This is a genomic window from Dactylosporangium vinaceum, from assembly GCF_019904175.1.
Lineage (GTDB): Bacteria > Actinomycetota > Actinomycetes > Mycobacteriales > Micromonosporaceae > Dactylosporangium > Dactylosporangium vinaceum.
In genome coordinates this window covers 10767439-10784185 of record NZ_CP061913.1, presented here as the reverse complement: position 1 = coordinate 10784185, position 16747 = coordinate 10767439, and the positions used below count along the sequence as shown (strand labels likewise).

The 16747-nt window shown below is 70.8% G+C and carries 16 protein-coding genes, 1 other RNA gene and 1 pseudogene; 12 read left to right on the top strand and 6 right to left on the bottom strand.

Translation table 11 applies throughout. The features are described from left to right. Nucleotides 1-305 precede the first annotated feature (305 nt). Nucleotides 306-1856, bottom strand: coding sequence for a hypothetical protein (locus Dvina_RS48500; RefSeq protein ID WP_223098652.1), 1551 nt, complete (start codon nt 1854-1856; stop codon nt 306-308). A 26-nt stretch (nt 1857-1882) separates the two neighbouring features. On the opposite strand from Dvina_RS48500, the gene Dvina_RS48495 reads away from it, so the two are divergent. The 10 genes from Dvina_RS48495 (at nt 1883) to ssrA (ending at nt 12167) form a co-directional block, all read left to right on the top strand. Beyond that, entirely contained in the window at nt 1883-2704 is an 822-nt protein-coding gene (locus Dvina_RS48495) for a tryptophan 2,3-dioxygenase (RefSeq protein WP_223098650.1), read from the top strand. A gap of 92 nt (nt 2705-2796) precedes the next feature. After that, a complete protein-coding gene (locus tag Dvina_RS48490) occupies nt 2797-4698 on the top strand; it encodes a serine/threonine-protein kinase (RefSeq protein WP_223098648.1) in 1902 nt (633 codons plus the stop codon). Nucleotides 4699-4805: 107 nt separating this feature from the next. After that, on the top strand, nt 4806-5321 hold the full coding sequence (locus tag Dvina_RS48485) for a PadR family transcriptional regulator (RefSeq protein ID WP_223098646.1): 516 nt from the start codon (nt 4806-4808) through the stop codon (nt 5319-5321). Between the two features lie 29 nt (nt 5322-5350). After that, nucleotides 5351-6469, top strand: coding sequence for a peptide chain release factor 2 (gene prfB / locus Dvina_RS48480; RefSeq protein WP_223098645.1), 1119 nt, complete (start codon nt 5351-5353; stop codon nt 6467-6469). A gap of 240 nt (nt 6470-6709) precedes the next feature. Further along, a complete protein-coding gene (gene ftsE, locus Dvina_RS48475) occupies nt 6710-7390 on the top strand; it encodes a cell division ATP-binding protein FtsE (protein WP_223098643.1) in 681 nt (226 codons plus the stop codon). 70 nt (nt 7391-7460) lie between these two features. Continuing rightward, nucleotides 7461-8336: a permease-like cell division protein FtsX gene (gene ftsX / locus Dvina_RS48470; RefSeq protein WP_223098641.1), complete on the top strand. Its 876-nt coding sequence runs from the start codon at nt 7461-7463 to the stop codon at nt 8334-8336. A gap of 151 nt (nt 8337-8487) precedes the next feature. Next, a complete protein-coding gene (locus Dvina_RS48465; RefSeq protein WP_223098639.1) occupies nt 8488-9780 on the top strand; it encodes a M23 family metallopeptidase in 1293 nt (430 codons plus the stop codon). 65 nt (nt 9781-9845) lie between these two features. Further along, on the top strand, nt 9846-10325 hold the full coding sequence (smpB, locus tag Dvina_RS48460) for an SsrA-binding protein SmpB (RefSeq protein ID WP_223098637.1): 480 nt from the start codon (nt 9846-9848) through the stop codon (nt 10323-10325). Nucleotides 10326-10394: 69 nt separating this feature from the next. Continuing rightward, nucleotides 10395-11717, top strand: coding sequence for an SRPBCC domain-containing protein (locus Dvina_RS48455; protein ID WP_223098635.1), 1323 nt, complete (start codon nt 10395-10397; stop codon nt 11715-11717). A gap of 78 nt (nt 11718-11795) precedes the next feature. Beyond that, nucleotides 11796-12167, top strand: a transfer-messenger RNA (tmRNA) gene (ssrA, locus tag Dvina_RS48450). Nucleotides 12168-12227: 60 nt separating this feature from the next. Here ssrA and Dvina_RS54950 read toward each other — a convergent pair. From Dvina_RS54950 to Dvina_RS48435, 4 genes and pseudogenes are all read right to left on the bottom strand, one after another. Next, nucleotides 12228-12335: pseudogene (locus tag Dvina_RS54950) on the bottom strand (IS5/IS1182 family transposase); the annotation flags it as partial. A 180-nt stretch (nt 12336-12515) separates the two neighbouring features. Next, nucleotides 12516-12887 carry a type II toxin-antitoxin system VapC family toxin gene (locus tag Dvina_RS48445; RefSeq protein WP_223098633.1) on the bottom strand — a complete coding sequence of 124 codons (372 nt, stop codon included), beginning with the start codon at nt 12885-12887 and terminating at the stop codon, nt 12516-12518. Further along, nucleotides 12884-13144: a type II toxin-antitoxin system Phd/YefM family antitoxin gene (locus tag Dvina_RS48440; protein WP_223106137.1), complete on the bottom strand. Its 261-nt coding sequence runs from the start codon at nt 13142-13144 to the stop codon at nt 12884-12886. The genes Dvina_RS48445 and Dvina_RS48440 overlap by 4 nt, the downstream gene beginning before the upstream one ends. A gap of 270 nt (nt 13145-13414) precedes the next feature. After that, complete coding sequence (locus Dvina_RS48435; RefSeq protein WP_223098631.1) at nt 13415-14320, bottom strand: NAD-dependent epimerase/dehydratase family protein; 906 nt, start codon at nt 14318-14320, stop codon at nt 13415-13417. 75 nt (nt 14321-14395) lie between these two features. On the opposite strand from Dvina_RS48435, the gene Dvina_RS48430 reads away from it, so the two are divergent. After that, the gene (locus Dvina_RS48430) at nt 14396-15310 is read left to right on the top strand and encodes an AraC family transcriptional regulator (RefSeq protein WP_223098630.1); all 915 of its coding nucleotides are present in this window, start codon (nt 14396-14398) and stop codon (nt 15308-15310) included. Nucleotides 15311-15405: 95 nt separating this feature from the next. Next, on the top strand, nt 15406-15789 hold the full coding sequence (locus Dvina_RS48425) for a VOC family protein (RefSeq protein WP_223098627.1): 384 nt from the start codon (nt 15406-15408) through the stop codon (nt 15787-15789). 50 nt (nt 15790-15839) lie between these two features. Here Dvina_RS48425 and Dvina_RS48420 read toward each other — a convergent pair whose 3' ends face one another. Then, nucleotides 15840-16667 carry a hypothetical protein gene (locus Dvina_RS48420; RefSeq protein ID WP_223098624.1) on the bottom strand — a complete coding sequence of 276 codons (828 nt, stop codon included), beginning with the start codon at nt 16665-16667 and terminating at the stop codon, nt 15840-15842. Nucleotides 16668-16747 lie beyond the last annotated feature (80 nt).

The following is a 16747-nucleotide window of genomic DNA, read 5'->3' as shown; positions in this document are numbered from 1 at the left end:
GGCGGGGGCCGGGTCTTTGCATTCGAGGCGCTGCACGGGTGCGCGGGTAGTACATCTCGGCGGCGGCGGCGGCGTAGCGGGCGGCGACGGCCGGGTGTCGAGGAATTCGGACATTCATTGCACGGCTGACATATACCCCGCCGTCGTATAAATCCGATATGTCGAGCGCCAGCGCGGCGCGCAAGCGCCCGACATATCGCTCACGCCGGCCCGAGCGATGGTGCGGCACGTGCGCCCGACATATCGCTCACGTCGGCCGAGCGCTTGCGCGGCGCGCGAGCGCCCGACATATCGGGCAAACGACGTCAGTGCCGTGGCCGGGCGACGGCGACGATCTTGTTCAGGGTGAAGGCGCGGTCGTCGCGGCGCAGGCGGCACCAGGCTTCGATGACGGAGCCGGCCAGCTCGGCGTTCTCGATGACGCGCTCCGAGGCGCGGCCGTTGGCGTCGACGTAGCGGATCCAGATCGGCGTGCCGTGCTCGACCGCGTCGGCCAGCAGCTGCGCCTGCTCGGGGCGGAGCTGCGGGGCTCGGTGCCGGATCTGCTCCAGGGCCGAGGCGTTGCGCTGGAGCGGTACCGACAGGCGGTGCGCCAGATCGACCGGGTCCACTGCCGGCCTCGGGCGGGCCGGCCGGGGAGCCGACACCGCCGGAGCCGCGGCGGGCGGGCGGAAGGCGGCCCCCAGCGCGGCCCGGACCGAGGCGACCCCGTCGGGGGAGATGGCCACCGTGGGAGCCACCCGCGTCAGGTGCAGCGCGGCCGCCACCTCGTCCAACGCCGCCGGGTCCGCGCTGACGACAACGCTCTGCGCGGCCAGGACCCGCACGTCGACGGCCGGCAGGAGCGGCGTGGCCACCTCGACGAGCGAGCGGCCGTCGGCCAGGGCGCGCCCGAGCGGGCTGATCGCGAACGTGTCCGGCGACAGCATCACGCACACGCCGAGCAGCGTCGCCTCGGCCACGATGCCGCTCACCACCTCGGGCAGCGCGACCGAGCGGGACGGGCGGGGTGCGGTCCAGCGGACCAGGGCGGCCAGGGAGTCGGTGCCGCGCACGGCGGTGTCCGGCGGGAGGTCGTGCAGGACCCGGATCACGACCCGGCGCAGGGGCGGGCCGGACCACCAGGCCGACAGCAGCCGGGCCAGGCGCTCCGGGAGCGGGGCGGCCGTCCACGCGGCGGCGGCGGTCGTCGCCTCGAGCTCGGTGCCGTCCGGGGCCAGGAGACCTGCGTGGAGTACGACATCGGCGAAGTGGGCGACGAGCGGCTCATCGAGGCCGAGTGCCGCGGCCAGCCGGGCGTGCTCGCGGGTCGCCACGCCGCCGTTGCGCTGGCGGGAGAAGGGGGCTTCAGCGAGTACGGCCGCCGCGTATTGCAGGAGATCGGCCGCCGACTCACCGGCCGCCGTGCGAATCGCCGCGCGGTCGGCGGGCACCAGGGACGGGGCGGGCGGGACCGGCGCGAACGGCTCGGCGGCGGGGCCGGACGCCTCCAGGAGCAGGGCCGGCGTGGTCCAGAGATCATCGCCGTCCGGCCAGACGAGGGCGCGCTGGCTCAGCACGCGCAGGGTGGCCTGCAGCTCGGCGTCGTCGGGGGCGCGGTCCAGGTCCGCGGCCAGGTCCGCGAGTGTGGTCGGCGGCCCACCCAGGCGGGCCAGCGCCTCGATCACCTGCAGGGCCGGGAGCGGAAGCGTGGCCAGGACCTCCGTGACCGCGGTCCGGGTGGAGAGCCGGGCGGCCAGCTGGGTGAGATCGCCGGGTGACGGCGCGACAAGGGCGTCGGGGCGGCGGCGGAGGACCTCACCGAGCTCGTGCGGTCCGAGACCCTGCAGCCAGCGGACCAGTGCGCCTCTCGTCACGACACGTGACCTTATAGCGTGGGCCGGTGACCAACGAATCTGCTGGCAGCGCCGCCGGCAACTGGACTGACGCGCACTTCGGAGAGCAGGGCGGGCAGCTTACCTACGGTGATTATCTGCGGCTGTCGGGGCTGCTCGAGGCCCAGGTGCCGGAGTCGAGCCCGCCCGCGCACGACGAGCTGCTGTTCATCACGATCCACCAGGTGTACGAGCTGTGGTTCAAGCTGATCCTCCACGAGCTCGGCGACGCGCGGGACCGGCTGCTGGCCGGGGAGACGTACCTGCCCCGGGTCCGGCTGGAGCGGTGCCTGGCGATCCAGCGGGTGCTCGTGAGCCAGGTCGACGTCATCGACACCATGACCCCGCAGGACTTCCTGCGCTTCCGCAACAAGCTGGCGCCGGCGTCGGGGTTCCAGTCGGGGCAGTTCCGGGAGATCGAGTTCCTCTCCGGGCTGAAGGACCCGACATACCTCAAGCGCTTCCGCGGGCTCACCGATCTCGAGCGGGAGCGGCTCGAGCGGCGGCTGGCCGAGCCGAGCGTGTGGGAGGCGTTCCTGGCCATGCTCGACCGGCACGGGTTCGCGGTGGCCGGCCCGGAGGAGCGGTTCGCATCGCTGGTGGCGATCTCGCGGGACCGGGAGCAGTACGGTCCGCTGTGGGATCTGGCCGAGGCCATGATCGCCCACGATCAGGCGTGGTCGCTGTGGCGGGCCCGGCACGTGCTCATGGCCGAGCGGCAGATCGGGACCAAGGCCGGCACCGGCGGCAGCGCGGGCGGTGCGTACCTGCGCTCCCGGGTTGAGCTGCGGTTCTACCCTGAGCTCTGGGAGCTGCGCAGCCACCTGTAGACAGACTCCCTTCTTTGTGCCATCCGGCGGGACGGCGACCCGTCGAGCAAGCGCGCTCGCCTAGCGTCTCAGGGTAAGGGGAGGGACTTGCAATGAAGACGGTGGCGAGCGCAAAGACGATGCTGGGGGGCCGGTACCGGCTCGAGTCCGAGGTGGCTCGGGGCGCGATCGGCGCGGTCTGGCGCGCCTACGACACGCAGGCCGGTGAGTGGGTCGCGATCAAGGTGCTGCGGCCGGAGGCGGCCGAGGTGTCCGAGCTCAAGGACGGGTTCCTCGGCGAGGCCGAGCTGCTGGCCGGGCTCGACCACCCGTCAGTCATACGGGTGAAGAACCTGATCACCGAGAAGAGCGGGCTCGCGATCGCCATGGAGCTTGTCGCCGGGCCCGACCTGCGCCGCCGGCTGCGGGCCGAAGGGCCACTGCCGCCCGCCGTCGCCGCCGAGGTCGTCGCGCAGGTGGCCGACGCGCTGGCGTACGTCCACGGCAACGGCATCGTCCACGGCGACGTGAAGCCCGGCAACGTGCTGGTGCCGACCGACGGCGGCCCGGTGCGCCTGGCCGACTTCGGCGTCGCCCGCCGCCTGGACCGCCCGGCCGGTCCGACCCACGCCACGCCCGAGTACGTGGCGCCGGAGGTCGTGGCCGGGGGCACCCCGAGCCCGGCCGCCGACGTGTACGCCCTCGGCGTCGTCCTCTTCGAGCTGATCTGCGGCCGCAGCCCGTATCGGGGCGGCGCGCCGAACGAGGTCCTGCGCCGCCACGCCGACTGCGTGCCGGTGCCCCCGCCCGGCATGCCGGCCGCGCTCTGGCCGGTGATCGAGGCGTGCATGGAGATCGACCCGCGGATGCGGCCCACGGCGGCCTCGATCGTGGGCCGGCTCCGCGCGGCCGAGGGCGCGCTCGACGGGTTCGAGCCGCTGCCCCGCCTGCCCGCCGAGGCCGTCACCTTCTGGCAGCGCTCGGCCGAGCTGACCGCGCCGATGCAGGCGCCGGTCCGGCGGGTGGACTGGGTGCCCCTGCCGACCGCGCCGACGTCGCCGGCGGCCGCGTCCGCCGCGCTGATGATGGCGGTGCCGATTGAAGAGCCGACGGCAGCGGTTGTACATCCAGACGCCGCCCCGACCCCGATGCGCGAGCCGGACACCGAGGTCGTCGCCGCGACTCCGGCTTCCGCCGCTGAGGGCCCTGGGGCCGCTGACCCCGCCCCGGAGACCCCGTCCGCGGCGGTGGCCGCGGGTGTGCCGCTCTGGGGTGACGCGGCGCAGGCGGAGGAGATGGTCATCCCGCCGCAGCGGACCGCGTCGCCGGACGAGCCGCCCACCGCGCTGCGGGCCGAGCCGGCCCCATCCGCCGCCGAGGAGCCCGCTACCGAGGAGCCCGCGACGGAGATCGTCGGGGGAGCACCGTCCGCCGCCGAGGAGCCCGCCACGGAGATCGTCGCGGCGCCGGCACCGCCCGAGCCGCCGACCGAGGTGCTGGGGGTATTCATGCCGGGTGGCCCGGGTACCCCCGAAATGCCGGTTCGTCCCGTGGCGGCCACGCCCGAGGAGACGGCCGATCGCCTGTTCGAGGAGTTCGGCGAGGGGGAGTCGCGGCCCGCGTCCGACGCGGGGAAGCGCCAGCAGCGCCGGGTGCTCGCCGCGATCGGTGGCGGCCTGCTGCTCATCGCGATCATTGCGGTGGGTGCGCTGCTGCTTACCGGTGGTGACCCGAAGGCTGACAAAACGGGCGGCAAGCAGGGCGTCTCCGCCTCCGCGCCGGCCCCGTCCGGCTCGGCCGCCGCCGCGCCCGTGCCGAGCGCCACGCCGGGGCCGACGCCCTCGGCGACGCAGACCGCTGACTCGGGCGTCGGCGACGGCGAGAAGCCGCCCACCAGGAAGCCCGCAACGACCGCGCCGGCGCCCACCAAGACCGGGCTCCCCGGGATCGGTGACCCGATGCCCTCGTTCCCGTCGATGCCGTCGATGCCGGCGTTCCCGACATTCAAACAGTAATGGCGATCACCGTACGGCTGTCCTAACTCGACAGTCGCACCGCGACAGTTCACAGTGGATTTGGCGAAATGCTGGACTGCGCAGTCGAAAGATGGCAGCGTGGGGTCATGGCTGATTCTGGAGTCAACGCGACCGCGGCTGCCCTGCTGGGGTTGCTGCACGAGGGGCCGATGACGGGCGGTCAGCTGATGGCCGCCGCGCATCGCCGGCTCGGCCCCTACTGGTCGATGACGCGCAGCCAGGTCTACCGTGAGCTGCCCGCGCTGGCCGACTCCGGATACGTCAAGCTCGGCAAGCCCGGCGCCCGCTCCAGCCAGCCCTATGCGATCACGCCGGCCGGAAAGCGCGCGTTCGCGCGCTGGCTGTCGGAGCCGGCCGGGCGTGAGGCGTTGCGCAATCCCGTCGCACTGCGTGTCGCGTTCGGCGCGCAGCAGTCGGCCGCGCAACTGCAGGACGTCTATGCCCAGGCCGCCGAATACCACAATGCGGCGCTTACCGAGACGCGGGAAATGGTCAAGGAGGCCAAGAAGTCGGGCGACGACTTCTTCGCCGCCTCGCTGGAGTTTGCGGTCGGTTATCACAAGGCCGCGCTCACCTGGCTCAAGAGCGCGCCGGGCAAATAGCCGGGGGCGATGCGGCGTACCCTTGATGTGTGACTGCTCTCGACCACGCCGAATCCCTCAAGAGCCTCGACGGCACGCTGCGCAACATCGAGGCGGTGCTCGACCTCAACCGGCTGCGCAAGGAGAAGGCGGAGCTCGAAGAGCAGGCGTCGGCGCCCAACCTGTGGGACGACCAGGTCGAGGCGCAGAAGGTGACCTCACGCCTTTCCTATGTCCAGGGTGAGATCAACAAGCTGGAGCGCCTCCGGGCCCGGCTCGACGACGCCCAGGTGCTGTTCGAGCTCGCGCAGGCCGAGTCGGACGCCGGCTCGCTGAGCGAGGTCGCCGACGAGATCGCCGGGCTGTCGAAGTCGATCGAGGAGCTCGAGGTCCGCACGCTGCTGTCCGGGGAGTACGACGCCCGGGAGGCGCTCGTGACGATCCGGGCCGGCGCCGGTGGCGTCGACGCGGCCGACTTCGCCGACATGCTCATGCGGATGTATCTGCGCTGGGCGGAGCGGCACGGCTACTCCACCGACGTCTACGACACGTCCTACGCGGAGGAGGCCGGCATCAAGTCGGCGACCTTCGCGGTGAAGGCGCCGTACGCGTACGGGACCCTCTCCGTCGAGTCCGGCACCCACCGGCTGGTCCGGATCAGCCCGTTCGACAACCAGGGCCGCCGCCAGACGTCGTTCGCGGCGCTCGAGGTCGTGCCGGTGGTGGAGCAGACCGACGAGGTCGAGATCCCCGACGACGAGCTGCGCGTCGACGTGTACCGCTCCAGCGGCCCCGGCGGCCAGGGCGTCAACACCACCGACTCGGCGGTGCGGCTCACCCACATCCCGACCGGCATCGTCGTGTCGTGCCAGAACGAGCGCTCGCAGATCCAGAACAAGGCGACCGCCATGGGCGTGCTCAAGGCCAAGCTGCTGGCGGTGAAGCGGGCCGAGGAGGCGGCGAAGATGGACGCCCTGCGCGGCGACGTGGCCGGCTCCTGGGGCGACCAGATGCGCTCCTACGTCCTGCACCCCTACCAGATGGTCAAGGACCTGCGCACGGAGCACGAGACGAGCAACCCGACGGCGGTCTTCGACGGCGACCTGGACGGGTTCATCGACGCCGGCATCCGCTGGCGCAAGCAGCGGGAGATGGACCCCGCCCTCTAGGTTTCGCTGAGGGGCTCCTTAAGTCTCGGTTAGCCACATGATCATCGCTTCGGAGTCCGTCAATCACGTTCGGTGATCGGCGGACTTCTCGCTAAACTGAGACCTACGTCACATTCGAGCGTGGGAACAAGCGCTGCCCTGCGATTCGCGTCCCCGGTTCGGGTCCGCATTCCTGGCAAATCGTGCACGACGCACCGCGTGTACTTGGCCCGCTTGTCACACCGCGTAGACTCACCTCCCGTGATTCGGCTTGACCACGTGACGAAGACGTATCCGAAGGCGTCCCGCCCCTCTCTCGACGATGTGAACGTCAACATCGAGAAGGGCGAGTTCGTCTTCTTCATCGGTCCCTCCGGCTCAGGCAAATCCACGATCATCAAGCTCCTGCTGCACGAGGTCACCCCCAACCGGGGCAAGGTCGTCGTGAACGAGCGCGATGTGACGTCGATGCGTTCCTGGCGGATCCCGGCCTTCCGGCGCCAGATCGGCTGCGTGTTCCAGGACTTCCGGCTCCTGCCGAACCGCACCGCCTACGAGAACGTCGCCTTTGCCCTCGAGGTGATCGGCAAGTCGAAGGGCGTCGCCCGCCGCGTCGTCCCGGAGGTGCTCGAGCTCGTCGGCCTCGGCGGCAAGGAGCACCGCTATCCCCACGAACTGTCCGGTGGTGAGCAGCAGCGGGTCGCCGTCGCCCGCGCGTTCGTCAACCGGCCGCTCATCCTGCTCGCCGACGAGCCGACCGGAAACCTGGACCCCGACACGTCGATCGAGATCATGCGGCTGCTCGACCGGATCAACCGCACCGGCACCACGGTCGTCATGGTCACCCACGACTCCAACATCGTGAACCAGATGCGCCGCCGGGTCGTCGAGATCGAAAGTGGCCGGATCGTGCGGGACCAGCCTCGCGGTGTCTACGGCTGAGCAACCTCAGCCCTAGTCCGCACCGCCCCCCGTCCTCCTGCTGGGTCCGCTGGGAAGGAAACCCCACCCGATGCGCGTGAGATACGTCCTGTCCGAAGTCCTGACCGGGCTCTGGCGCAACGTCACGATGACCGTCGCCATGATCATCACCATGACGGTGTCGCTGGGCATGCTCGGCGCGAGCCTGCTGCTGTTCTTCCAGGTCGGCAAGATGGAAGACTTCTTCTACCAGCGGGTGGAGGTGTCAGTCTTCCTCAAGGCCGACGTCACTGACGACCAGCGCAACGCCATCGAGAGCGCGCTGAAGGGCAACGGCCTGGTCAAGTCCTATGAGCACGAGACCAAGGACGCCGCCTGGAAGCGATTCCAGGAGCAGTTCAAGGATGCTCCCGACCTCGTCGCCGCGACCAAGCAGGAGTCGCTGCCGGAGTCGTACCGGATCAAGCTCAAGGACCCCAGCAAGGTCCAGGACTTCGGCGACCAGATCCGCAGCCAGGACGGCGTCAGTGACGTCATCGACCAGAAACAGCTGCTGAAACGGGTGTTCGACCTCCTGGGGGCGCTCCAGACGCTGGCGCTCACGGTCGCCATCGTGCAGGGGGTGGCCGCCTTGCTCCTCGTGGCGAACACCATTCAGGTAGCCGCGTACAGCAAGCGGCGCGAGGTCGCGGTCATGAAGCTGGTGGGCGCCTCGAACTGGTTCATCCAGATGCCGTTCGTCCTGGAGGCGGTCTTCGCCGGCCTGATCGGCGCGATCCTCGCCTTCGGCGGGCTGGTCGCCGCGAAGATATTCTTCATCGATGGCTCGCTGAAAGCGCTGGCCAATGTGCTGCTCCCGGTCGACTGGAGCAACATCTGGGTCATGCTGCCGGTGCTGTGCGGCGCCGGTGGCCTGGTCAGTGCCGTCACCGCCTGGGTGACGCTGCGGTTCTACGTGCGCGTCTGACGCTGCTGCAGAGAGGGCGGGCCCCGTTCGGGGTCCGCCCTTTCGGCGTTTCCGGCGGCACTGCCACGACAGGCCCACTTAACGGAAATTCCGGACTTTTGGGTTTTATCTGCGTACCGTAACCCTCAAGTGGTACTGGAGGGTTGCTTCCTTGAACCGAATTCGGATCATGGCCGCGGTCGGCGTTCTGCTCCTGCTCCTCGGACCGGGCACGCCCGGGCGCGCGGACACCGGCGACGACAAGGCCCGGCTCGACCGGCAGCTGCAGGAGACCCAGGCCACGCTGGAGGCGGCCACCGACAAGGCCCAGCAGGCCGCGGCCGACCACGATCGCGCCCAGGCGGCGCTGCCGGGCGCCCAGCAGAGCCTGGCCGAGGCCAAGGGCCGGGTGATCGCGGCCGACGCGGCGGTCCGCCAGGCCCAGCGCGACCAGGCCGAGGCCGACGCCGCCGCCGCGGTCGCCGACTCCGGGTACGCCGCGGCGAAGCAGCAGGTCGACCAGGCCCGCCAGGACGTGTCGGTGTTCGTGGCGGCCGCGTACAAGGGCGGCGGGTTCGCCATGGTCAACTCGGTGCTCGACGCGAACGGCCCGACCGATCTCGCGCTGCGCATCGAGTACCTCAACCACGTCGCCCAGGAGAACCGGGCCGCCGTCGACGAGCTCACGGTCGCGCGGATGGGGGCCAAGCAGCGCAGCGACGTGGCCGCGCTGGCCCTCCAGCGGGCCCGGGAGGCGGCGGACGCGGCCCAGCGCTCGCTGAGCGAGTCGCAGACCGCCCAGGCCGGTGCGGAGCAGGCCACGGCCGACGTGCAGGCCCTGCTCGACCGCAGCGCCCAGGCCGAGGCGGCCGCGAACGCCGAGCGCAGTGCGGTGCTGGCCCGCTACGACGCGCTGAAGGTGGAGAGCGACCAGGTCGCCGCGCAGCTGCGGGCGGAGGCGCAGGCCGAGGCCAGAGCGGCGGCGAAGAAGCGGGCTTCGGGGGGTACCACCGCCAAGAATGCCGTCCCGGACACCGTCATCGGACCCAGGTCGGGCGCGTTCTTCCTGATGCCGGTGCACGGCTGGAAATCGAGCAACTTCGGCATGCGGTTCGACCCGGTGTACAAGGTCTACCAGCTCCATGCCGGCGTCGACATCGCGGCGGGCGGCGGGCAGCCGATCATCGCGGCGGCGGACGGGGTGGTCGTGAGGGCCGGGCCGTCGGGCGGCAACGGGAACTACACCTGCATCTCGCACGGGCTCTACCAGGGCAAGGGCCTGGCGACCTGCTATGCGCACCAGTCGGCCATCCTCGTGCACGTCGGCGAGCGGGTCTCGCGCGGTGAGCTGATCGGGCGGGTCGGCACCACCGGAGCCTCGACCGGCTACCACCTGCACTTCGAGGTGCGCCTGGACGGTCGGCCGATCCAGCCGCTGACCTGGCTGCCGGGATGTCTCTGCTGAGGGTCGCGTATTGCTCTTGCCGGGCGCGCTACGCTTCTCTTTGATCGAGACTTCAGGAGGGTTCGATGCCGCGCGAAAAGGGGCGCAAGCTGGTCGCGTCCAACCGGAAGGCGCGGCACGACTACGAGATCCTCGAGACGTTCGAGTCCGGCATCGCGCTGACCGGCACCGAGGTCAAGTCGCTGCGGGCCGGGCGCTGTTCGCTCGTCGACGCGTTCGGCCAGATCTCGGACGGCGAGGTCTACCTGCACGCGATGCACGTGCCCGAATACACGATGGGCACCTGGACGAACCACCCACCCCGCCGGGTCCGGAAACTGCTGCTGAAGCGGCAGGAAATCAATCGAATCGGGGCGAAGGTGCGGGAGAGCGGTCTGACCCTCGTGCCGCTCTCGGTGTACTTCGCCGACGGATGGGCGAAGGTCGAGCTGGCCCTCGCACGCGGCAAGAAGTCCTACGACAAGCGCCAGACGCTGGCCAAACGCGACGCCGACCGCGAGATCGCTCGCGTTGCCGGCCGCCGCGGCAAGGGCATCGCCGAGTAGAGCGACCCCGGCGCGTGAGTAGCGCGCCGGTGTCATGCAAGCAATGCGTCGAAGTCATATAGTCCCTGCGTGACCGAGATTCGGGTCGATGTCGACCTCGTGCACCCGCCCAGCGTGGTGTGGCGCGCGCTCACCGAGGCCCACCTCGTCACCGACTGGCTTCCGACCAACCGCTTCATGATCCGCGAGGACGGGACGTTCACGTTCCAGTCGAGCGAGCTGACCGGCCTGGAAGACCCGATCGAGGGCCGGATCGTCTCCGTCGAGGCCCCCAGCCGCCTGGTGATGCGCTGGGAGGCCAGCAACCTGCACACGGTCGTGACGGTGACGCTCGCCCCGCGCGGGTCCGGGACGCGGTTCACGATGACGCAGAGCGGCTTCCTGGGGCCGCAGGGGACGATGCGGCGGCGGGTGCTGCTCGCGACGTACACCGCGCTGTTCAAGGGCCCGCTCACCGCCACGCTCGGCAAGATCGAGGTCGAGGTCGAGGACCCGGCGCCACCCGCGCCGCCGCGCCGCAACGACGGCCTCTTCAACCGCCTGCCGCGCCAGCACAACGGCCCCAGCCGCTCGGCGCCCGGCCTGAGCTCCCGGATGCGCTCGACGGCCGGTCCACGCCCGACCACGGCCGTGCCCGGCTTTGCCGCGGCCGTGCTGACGGCCCGGGCGACAGGGGTGGCCGCGGTCCCGACCACCGTCGAGCCGGCCGTGCCCGCGGCCTCGCTCCCGGCCCGGGCCCGCGCCTGGCTGAGGTCCACGTGGCACCGGGTGGCCGGCCGCGACTGGTCGGCCGACCGCCGCAGCCAGGCCGTGGCCACGGGCGCCGCGGTCCTCCTCCTGCTCGCCCTGGCCGCCATCCTGATCGGCAAGGCGACGGCCCTGCACCCACCCGGCCCGCCCCGCACCGGCGGCGAGAGCCCGGGCCCGGCCCAGGCCACGATCCCCGGCGCCGCGGTGGCCCCGACCCGCAGCACGCCCCAGCCGATCGTGCCCGCCGCCTCCCGCTCCCCGGGCCCACCGGTGTCGCCGGTGTCCTCGCCCACCCTGCTGCCGTCGGGCCCGGCCCGCCTGGCCGCCGGCTACAAGACCGAGAACCTGTCCCTGACTTCGTACCGCGTCACGATCACCATCACCAACCCCAGCGATTTGACCGCCGACGGCTGGACCCTGGAGATCCAACTCCCCCTTCTGGACCTGACAGTCCGCAACGTCAGCGGCGCCGTCATGACCCGGACCGAGGGCCACCTGGCCTTCACCCCCCTGGACACCACCCGCACGCTCAAGCCCGGCACCACCGCCACCGTCCGCTTCGACGTCGAGGGCCTGGGCGTGCGCAACGAGCCTTTCACCTGCACGATCGACCAGCAGCCGTGCAGCTCGATACCGGGATGAAGTTGGGGCGGGGAGGGGTTAAGCTTGATCGGTGGGGCCACGGTGGCACCACACGACCGCGTCACGCGCGGCCTCCCAGGGGGTGACTGGTTTCGACTTTGTTTGTGGCGATAGGGGAAGCGAGCCGAGGAAGCCGACGTTGTCTCGCTAATCAGCCGTCGGAAAGTTATAAGCGCCAATGTTAAGCGCTCTGAGCTCACGCTCGCTGCCTAAGCGATCCTGAGCTCTGTCGGTCTGGGAGTGCCTTCGGCCCAGTAACCGGCATCAGCTAGAAGGCTGGCCAACCGAGCCCGGTCACGGGGCTCGCGCGGTGAGATTAATTGTGGCTGGGCCCGTCATACCAACTCGCTCGCGTGATTGGTAGGGCCGAGAGAGACACAGCGAGCTGCGCTCGGAGAAGCCCTAACAAAGCGACGAAGGACCCGGGTTCGATTCCCGGCACCTCCACCACTGACGCCCCCCGCTCGACGCGGGGGGCGTCTTCGCGTTTGCGGTTCCGGGCTTCTAGCTGGCTACCCGGTCGACCGGGATGAGCGTGCCATCGAGGAGGGCGGAGGCCAGCCGAGCGGCGCGCTCGGCGGCGGTGACGTCGCCGGCCGAAGCAGTGGGCCGGTCAACCGGCCTCGGAGGTGGATCGCTGCCCGCGGCCGCCGAAGCCGACCGACCGCGTCGACGGGTCAGGCCAGCTGCTGGCCGGTGGCGGGCCGGCATTGCGCTTTTAAGGCTAAGCGCTCGAGGCCGGCCGCCTACCAGCTGGCTGCCGTCTCGGGGCGAGTGATGGTGCCGGCGCGGCGGGATTCACGCTGGGAGCAGGGCTACGTCGTACTTCTGGATGTGGGTGTCTCGGGTGACCAGGGTGAGACCTTCGAGCTGGGCCTGAGCGATGAGCATCCGGTCGAACGGGTCGCGGTGGATTGGTGGCAGGCGTCCGGCCGCGATGGCGTGAGAGGAACTGATGGGCAGTTCGCGGAAGCCACTGTCGCGGATGCGTTCCGGGAGGTCGGCCGGCCCAAGTTTCCCGATGGATTGCTTGATGGCAACTTCCCAGATTGTCGCGGCGCTGATGTGGACGTCGAGGTCTTGGTCGAGGCGGTCTTTGATGTCGGCGGCCAGGGTGTCGTCGTCGGTCAGCCACCACAGCACGACGTGTGTGTCGAGCAGCAGGCTCACGGCGCCAGCCCGAAGTCGTCGGCGATGCTGTCGTTGACCTCGGCAGAGTCCCAGTTGTCGGCGGCGACGAGTTGCCCGGCCAGCGACCCGCGGCCCGTGCGTTTGACGCGCGGGTGCAGCGGGATCACCTTGGCGACCGGTGTGCCGGCGCGGCTGATGATGATTTCCTCACCGTGCTCCACGCGGTCGATGATCCGGGACAGGTTGGTCTTCGCATCGTGGATGTTGAACTGTGGAACGATCCCCTCGCTCGACATGGCCACCCCCTTAGCTAAGAGCCTAGTCCGGCCTTCTGGGTACGGCTATGGCGTGCGTCAGATCGGCCCCGCCGGGTTCAAGTAGGCCATCGTCAGCTCCACTGGAGATGATCAGCGGCGGCTCACCGGTTCGGTGGGCCGCCGCTGTTTGGTCACCTGTCCGCTCGTCCGCGGGCGGACCTGGGTGTCACCGGAAGGCGTGTCAAGCGATGTCGGCCGGCGGCGCGGGGCGGCTTCCTGCGGGTGGAGACCACGCAGTGCAGGGCACGGCTAGGCCGCGGCGGCCAGCTCGCGCAGCACGTCGTCCAGCGGTGTCGGCTCCAGGCCGAGCTCGGCCGCCGTCCGTGACCAGTCCAGGACGCACTCGCGCTGGTACAGGTACTGCATTTCCGCTGACTCGGCCATCAGCGGGTCCGCTGTCGCCGTGTGGAGCTCCAGCGCCGTCATCTCGCGGACCGATGGCTGCGGCCGGCCGGCGATTGTCGCAAAGCGGGCCGCGATCTCGCGGATCGACATGTCCGAAGTCTGCGGCGTGTGCCAGGCCGTGCCCCACGACCGCTCGGATCGCGCGACCGCGGCGAGTGTCTTGGCCACATCGCCGATGTAGGTCCAGCTGTGCGCCACATCCAGGTCGGCCGGGAACACGACCTCCTGCCCGGCCTGCACCTGCGGGCCGATGAACCAGTTGAACATGGCCATTGCGCCGACGCCGAGATAGTCGGCCGGGCGGACCTCCGCGAACCGCAGCCGGCCCGCCTCGTGTGCGGCGAGGCCGTCGCGGTACATCTGCGCCCGGACGCGGCCCTTGATGGTCGTCGGGCGCAGCGGCAGGTCGTCGGCCAGCGGGCTGCCGGCCGGGCCGTAGCCGTAGGCGTTGGACAGGTTCACGTACCCCGCGCCGGTCCGCTCGGCCGCGTGCAGCAGTCCGTCCGACAGCGCGGGCGTTTCTTCCGGCCATCGGTTGTACGGGGGCATCGCGCAGTTGATCAGTGTGGCGGCGCCCTCGGCGAGGTCGGCCAGCCCGGACGTGGCGTCCGCGGCAGTGAGCTCGATCCGGGCGTGCTCCGGCCCGGTGCCGCGTCGCGTGACCACCCGGACGTCGTCTCCGGACTCGGCGAGCAGGAGCGCGGTGGCGGTGCCGGTCGGGCCGGCGCCGACAACTACGTGGAATGTCATGCCTTCGACGCTATGAATCGATCCGAAGACTTTCGATGGCCAGGAAGCTTCGGAAGATGTCTTAGAGTCTTCGGTGTGGACGTGCTGAGCGATGTGCTGGTGGCCATGCGCACCGGGCGCCCGACGGCCGCCCGCAGCAGCAGCCGTGCACCGTGGGGTGTGCGCTTCCATCGGGGTAAGGCCGCGGGCTGCCACGTCGTCCTGGCCGGCGGCTGCTGGCTCGTGTCCGGCACTGGTGAGCCGCTCCCGCTCGGCGTCGGTGACGTCCTGTTCACCCCGCACGGAGACGGCTACGCTCTCGTCGACCAGTTGGGTAGTCCGATCGTCGACTTCGAGCCGCGACCCGGCGACGCCACGCCGCTGGATGAGATGCACATCGAAGGTGCTGGGGCAGTCACCGAACTGCTGTGCGCCTACTACATGTTCGACCCGGCCCGCCCGCACCCGCTGCTGGCCGACCTACCGGCGATCATCCACGTGCCGGCGCGCGTCGGGCAGCACCCGTCACTGCGCAGCGCGGTGGAGATGCTGGGCAGTGAACTGCTCAGCCCGCGCCCCGGCACCGAGGCGGTGCTCCCGTCGCTCATCGACATGCTGCTGCTGTACGTCCTGCGGGCATGGTTGGCGGAGCGGCCCGATTCGGCGGCCGGCTGGGCCACCGCGCTGCGCGACCCCGCCATCACCACCGCACTGCGCCAGATGCACCGCCACCCCGAGAAACCGTGGACGGTCGAGGATCTCGCGGCGGTCGCGGGCCTGTCTCGCGCGGCGTTCGCCAAACGCTTCGCCACGATCCTCGGCCAGCCCCCACTCGCGTACCTGACCTGGTGGCGCATGACGACAGCCGCCCGCCTCCTCCGCGAGTCCGGCGCCCCGCTCCGCACGGTTGCCACCCGCTGCGGCTACGGCTCGGAGTACGCGTTCGGCAAGGCGTTCAAGCGCGCCTACGACGTGGCGCCCGGCCAGTACCGCGCACAACACCCGACCTGAGCTCCGGCCGGCTGAGTAGCTCACCCCGGCCGTCGCCGGCGCTGACCGCTGCCGCTGGGACCGCGGGCGGGGCCTCGGTCGCGTAGCCTGGCGCGATGCATCGCAGTCGATTGGTGGGGGTTATTTTCGACACGCCGGCGGCGCGGGTGGGGTCGGAGGTGAGCTTCTGGGCCGGGGCGCTGGGTACGCCCACCTACTCGCCGCCCGGTGAGGAGCAGTTCACTGCGCTGGTCGGGGCTGTGCCGGACTTCTTCACGATTGTCCAGGCGGTCGGTGATGATGCGCCGCGGTACCACGTCGATATTGAGACCGATGACCTGGCGGCGGAGGTGAAGCGGTTGACGGCGCTCGGGGCGGAGTCGGTCGGCCGGTGGAAGGACGCCTTCACGATGCGCTCGCCGGGTGGTCATGTGCTCTGTGTGGTGCCGGTGCACAGCGATCCCGAGACGTTCGCCAGGACGGCGCACACCTGGCCGTGACCCAAGCGTGCCCGTTACCCGGCGCGCGGCCGGTTCGGGCGGTGCCGGCTTCAGATGCGGGTGTAGGTCGCGGCGGCGTCCGGGTCGGTCAGGGAGGTCGTCGTCCAGGTGTTGGGGGCGCAGGTGTAGGGCTGGGGGTTGTTCTTGCCCACCGGGTTGCCCTTCGTGACCTGCTTGTTGTTGACCAGGACGGTCATCTCCAGCGTGCTGCTCTTGAACGTGAACAGGATCTGGTGGTCGGCGGTCTTCAGGCTGTTGTGGACCTGGCCGCTGAAGGTCAGGGTCACGGCGCGGCCGTCGGGGGCGTTGCCCGTGTAGGAGACGCCCGTGTAGTCGGAGTCGGAGTCGCCGGCGGCTGAGAGCTCGACCTTCACGCCGGAGCCGGTGACCTTGACCTGGCCCAGGGGCTTGCCGTCGGCCACGACGTCGGTGAGGTCGAAGGTGGAGGTGTACTTCGTCAGCTTCCAGTTGCCGATGATGCACGTGTCCACGGGGCCGGTCTGCGCGGCCTCGGTGCTCACGGCCGGGGAAGGGGCGCCGGCGGTGGGGGCCGGGGAGGAGCCGCGGCGGACGCCGATCACCACCACGATGCCCACCGCGACCACGGCCAGGACCACCAGGCTGCCGACCAGGGCCAGCACCGGTGCCCCGCGCCGGGGCGCCGGCGACGGCGGCAGCGGCGGCACGAGCGGCGGGGCCGGCGGCTGGTACGAAGGGGGCGGGTACCCGTACGGCTGCGCGGAGGTCGGCTGGGCCGCGTACGGCAGGGCGGAGTACGGCTGAGCGGGGTAGGGCTGGGGCGGGCCGGGGTCCGGGGCGATCGGTGTGACCTCATAGGACTCATAGGCGGGCCGGCCGCCCTCGTGCCACTGCGTCATGACGCTGCTCCCCCGAATGTCACCCGATCGGGGTACAGGATGTCACAGCGGCACGAGGCCGGTTCCGGACTCAGCGGCCC

What these genes read in the sequence shown, in the direction of transcription:
- Dvina_RS48440 (WP_223106137.1), bottom strand. Translation starts at nt 13,144, where the DNA reads ATGTCGAGCGAGGGGATCGTTCCACAGTTCAACATCCACGATGCGAAG.
- Dvina_RS48420 (WP_223098624.1), bottom strand. Translation starts at nt 16,667, where the DNA reads ATGACGCAGTGGCACGAGGGCGGCCGGCCCGCCTATGAGTCCTATGAG.
- Dvina_RS48435 (WP_223098631.1), bottom strand. Translation starts at nt 14,320, where the DNA reads ATGACATTCCACGTAGTTGTCGGCGCCGGCCCGACCGGCACCGCCACC.
- ftsX (WP_223098641.1), top strand. Translation starts at nt 7,461, where the DNA reads ATGCGCGTGAGATACGTCCTGTCCGAAGTCCTGACCGGGCTCTGGCGC.
- Dvina_RS48490 (WP_223098648.1), top strand. Translation starts at nt 2,797, where the DNA reads ATGAAGACGGTGGCGAGCGCAAAGACGATGCTGGGGGGCCGGTACCGG.
- smpB (WP_223098637.1), top strand. Translation starts at nt 9,846, where the DNA reads ATGCCGCGCGAAAAGGGGCGCAAGCTGGTCGCGTCCAACCGGAAGGCG.
- Dvina_RS48425 (WP_223098627.1), top strand. Translation starts at nt 15,406, where the DNA reads ATGCATCGCAGTCGATTGGTGGGGGTTATTTTCGACACGCCGGCGGCG.
- Dvina_RS48485 (WP_223098646.1), top strand. Translation starts at nt 4,806, where the DNA reads ATGGCTGATTCTGGAGTCAACGCGACCGCGGCTGCCCTGCTGGGGTTG.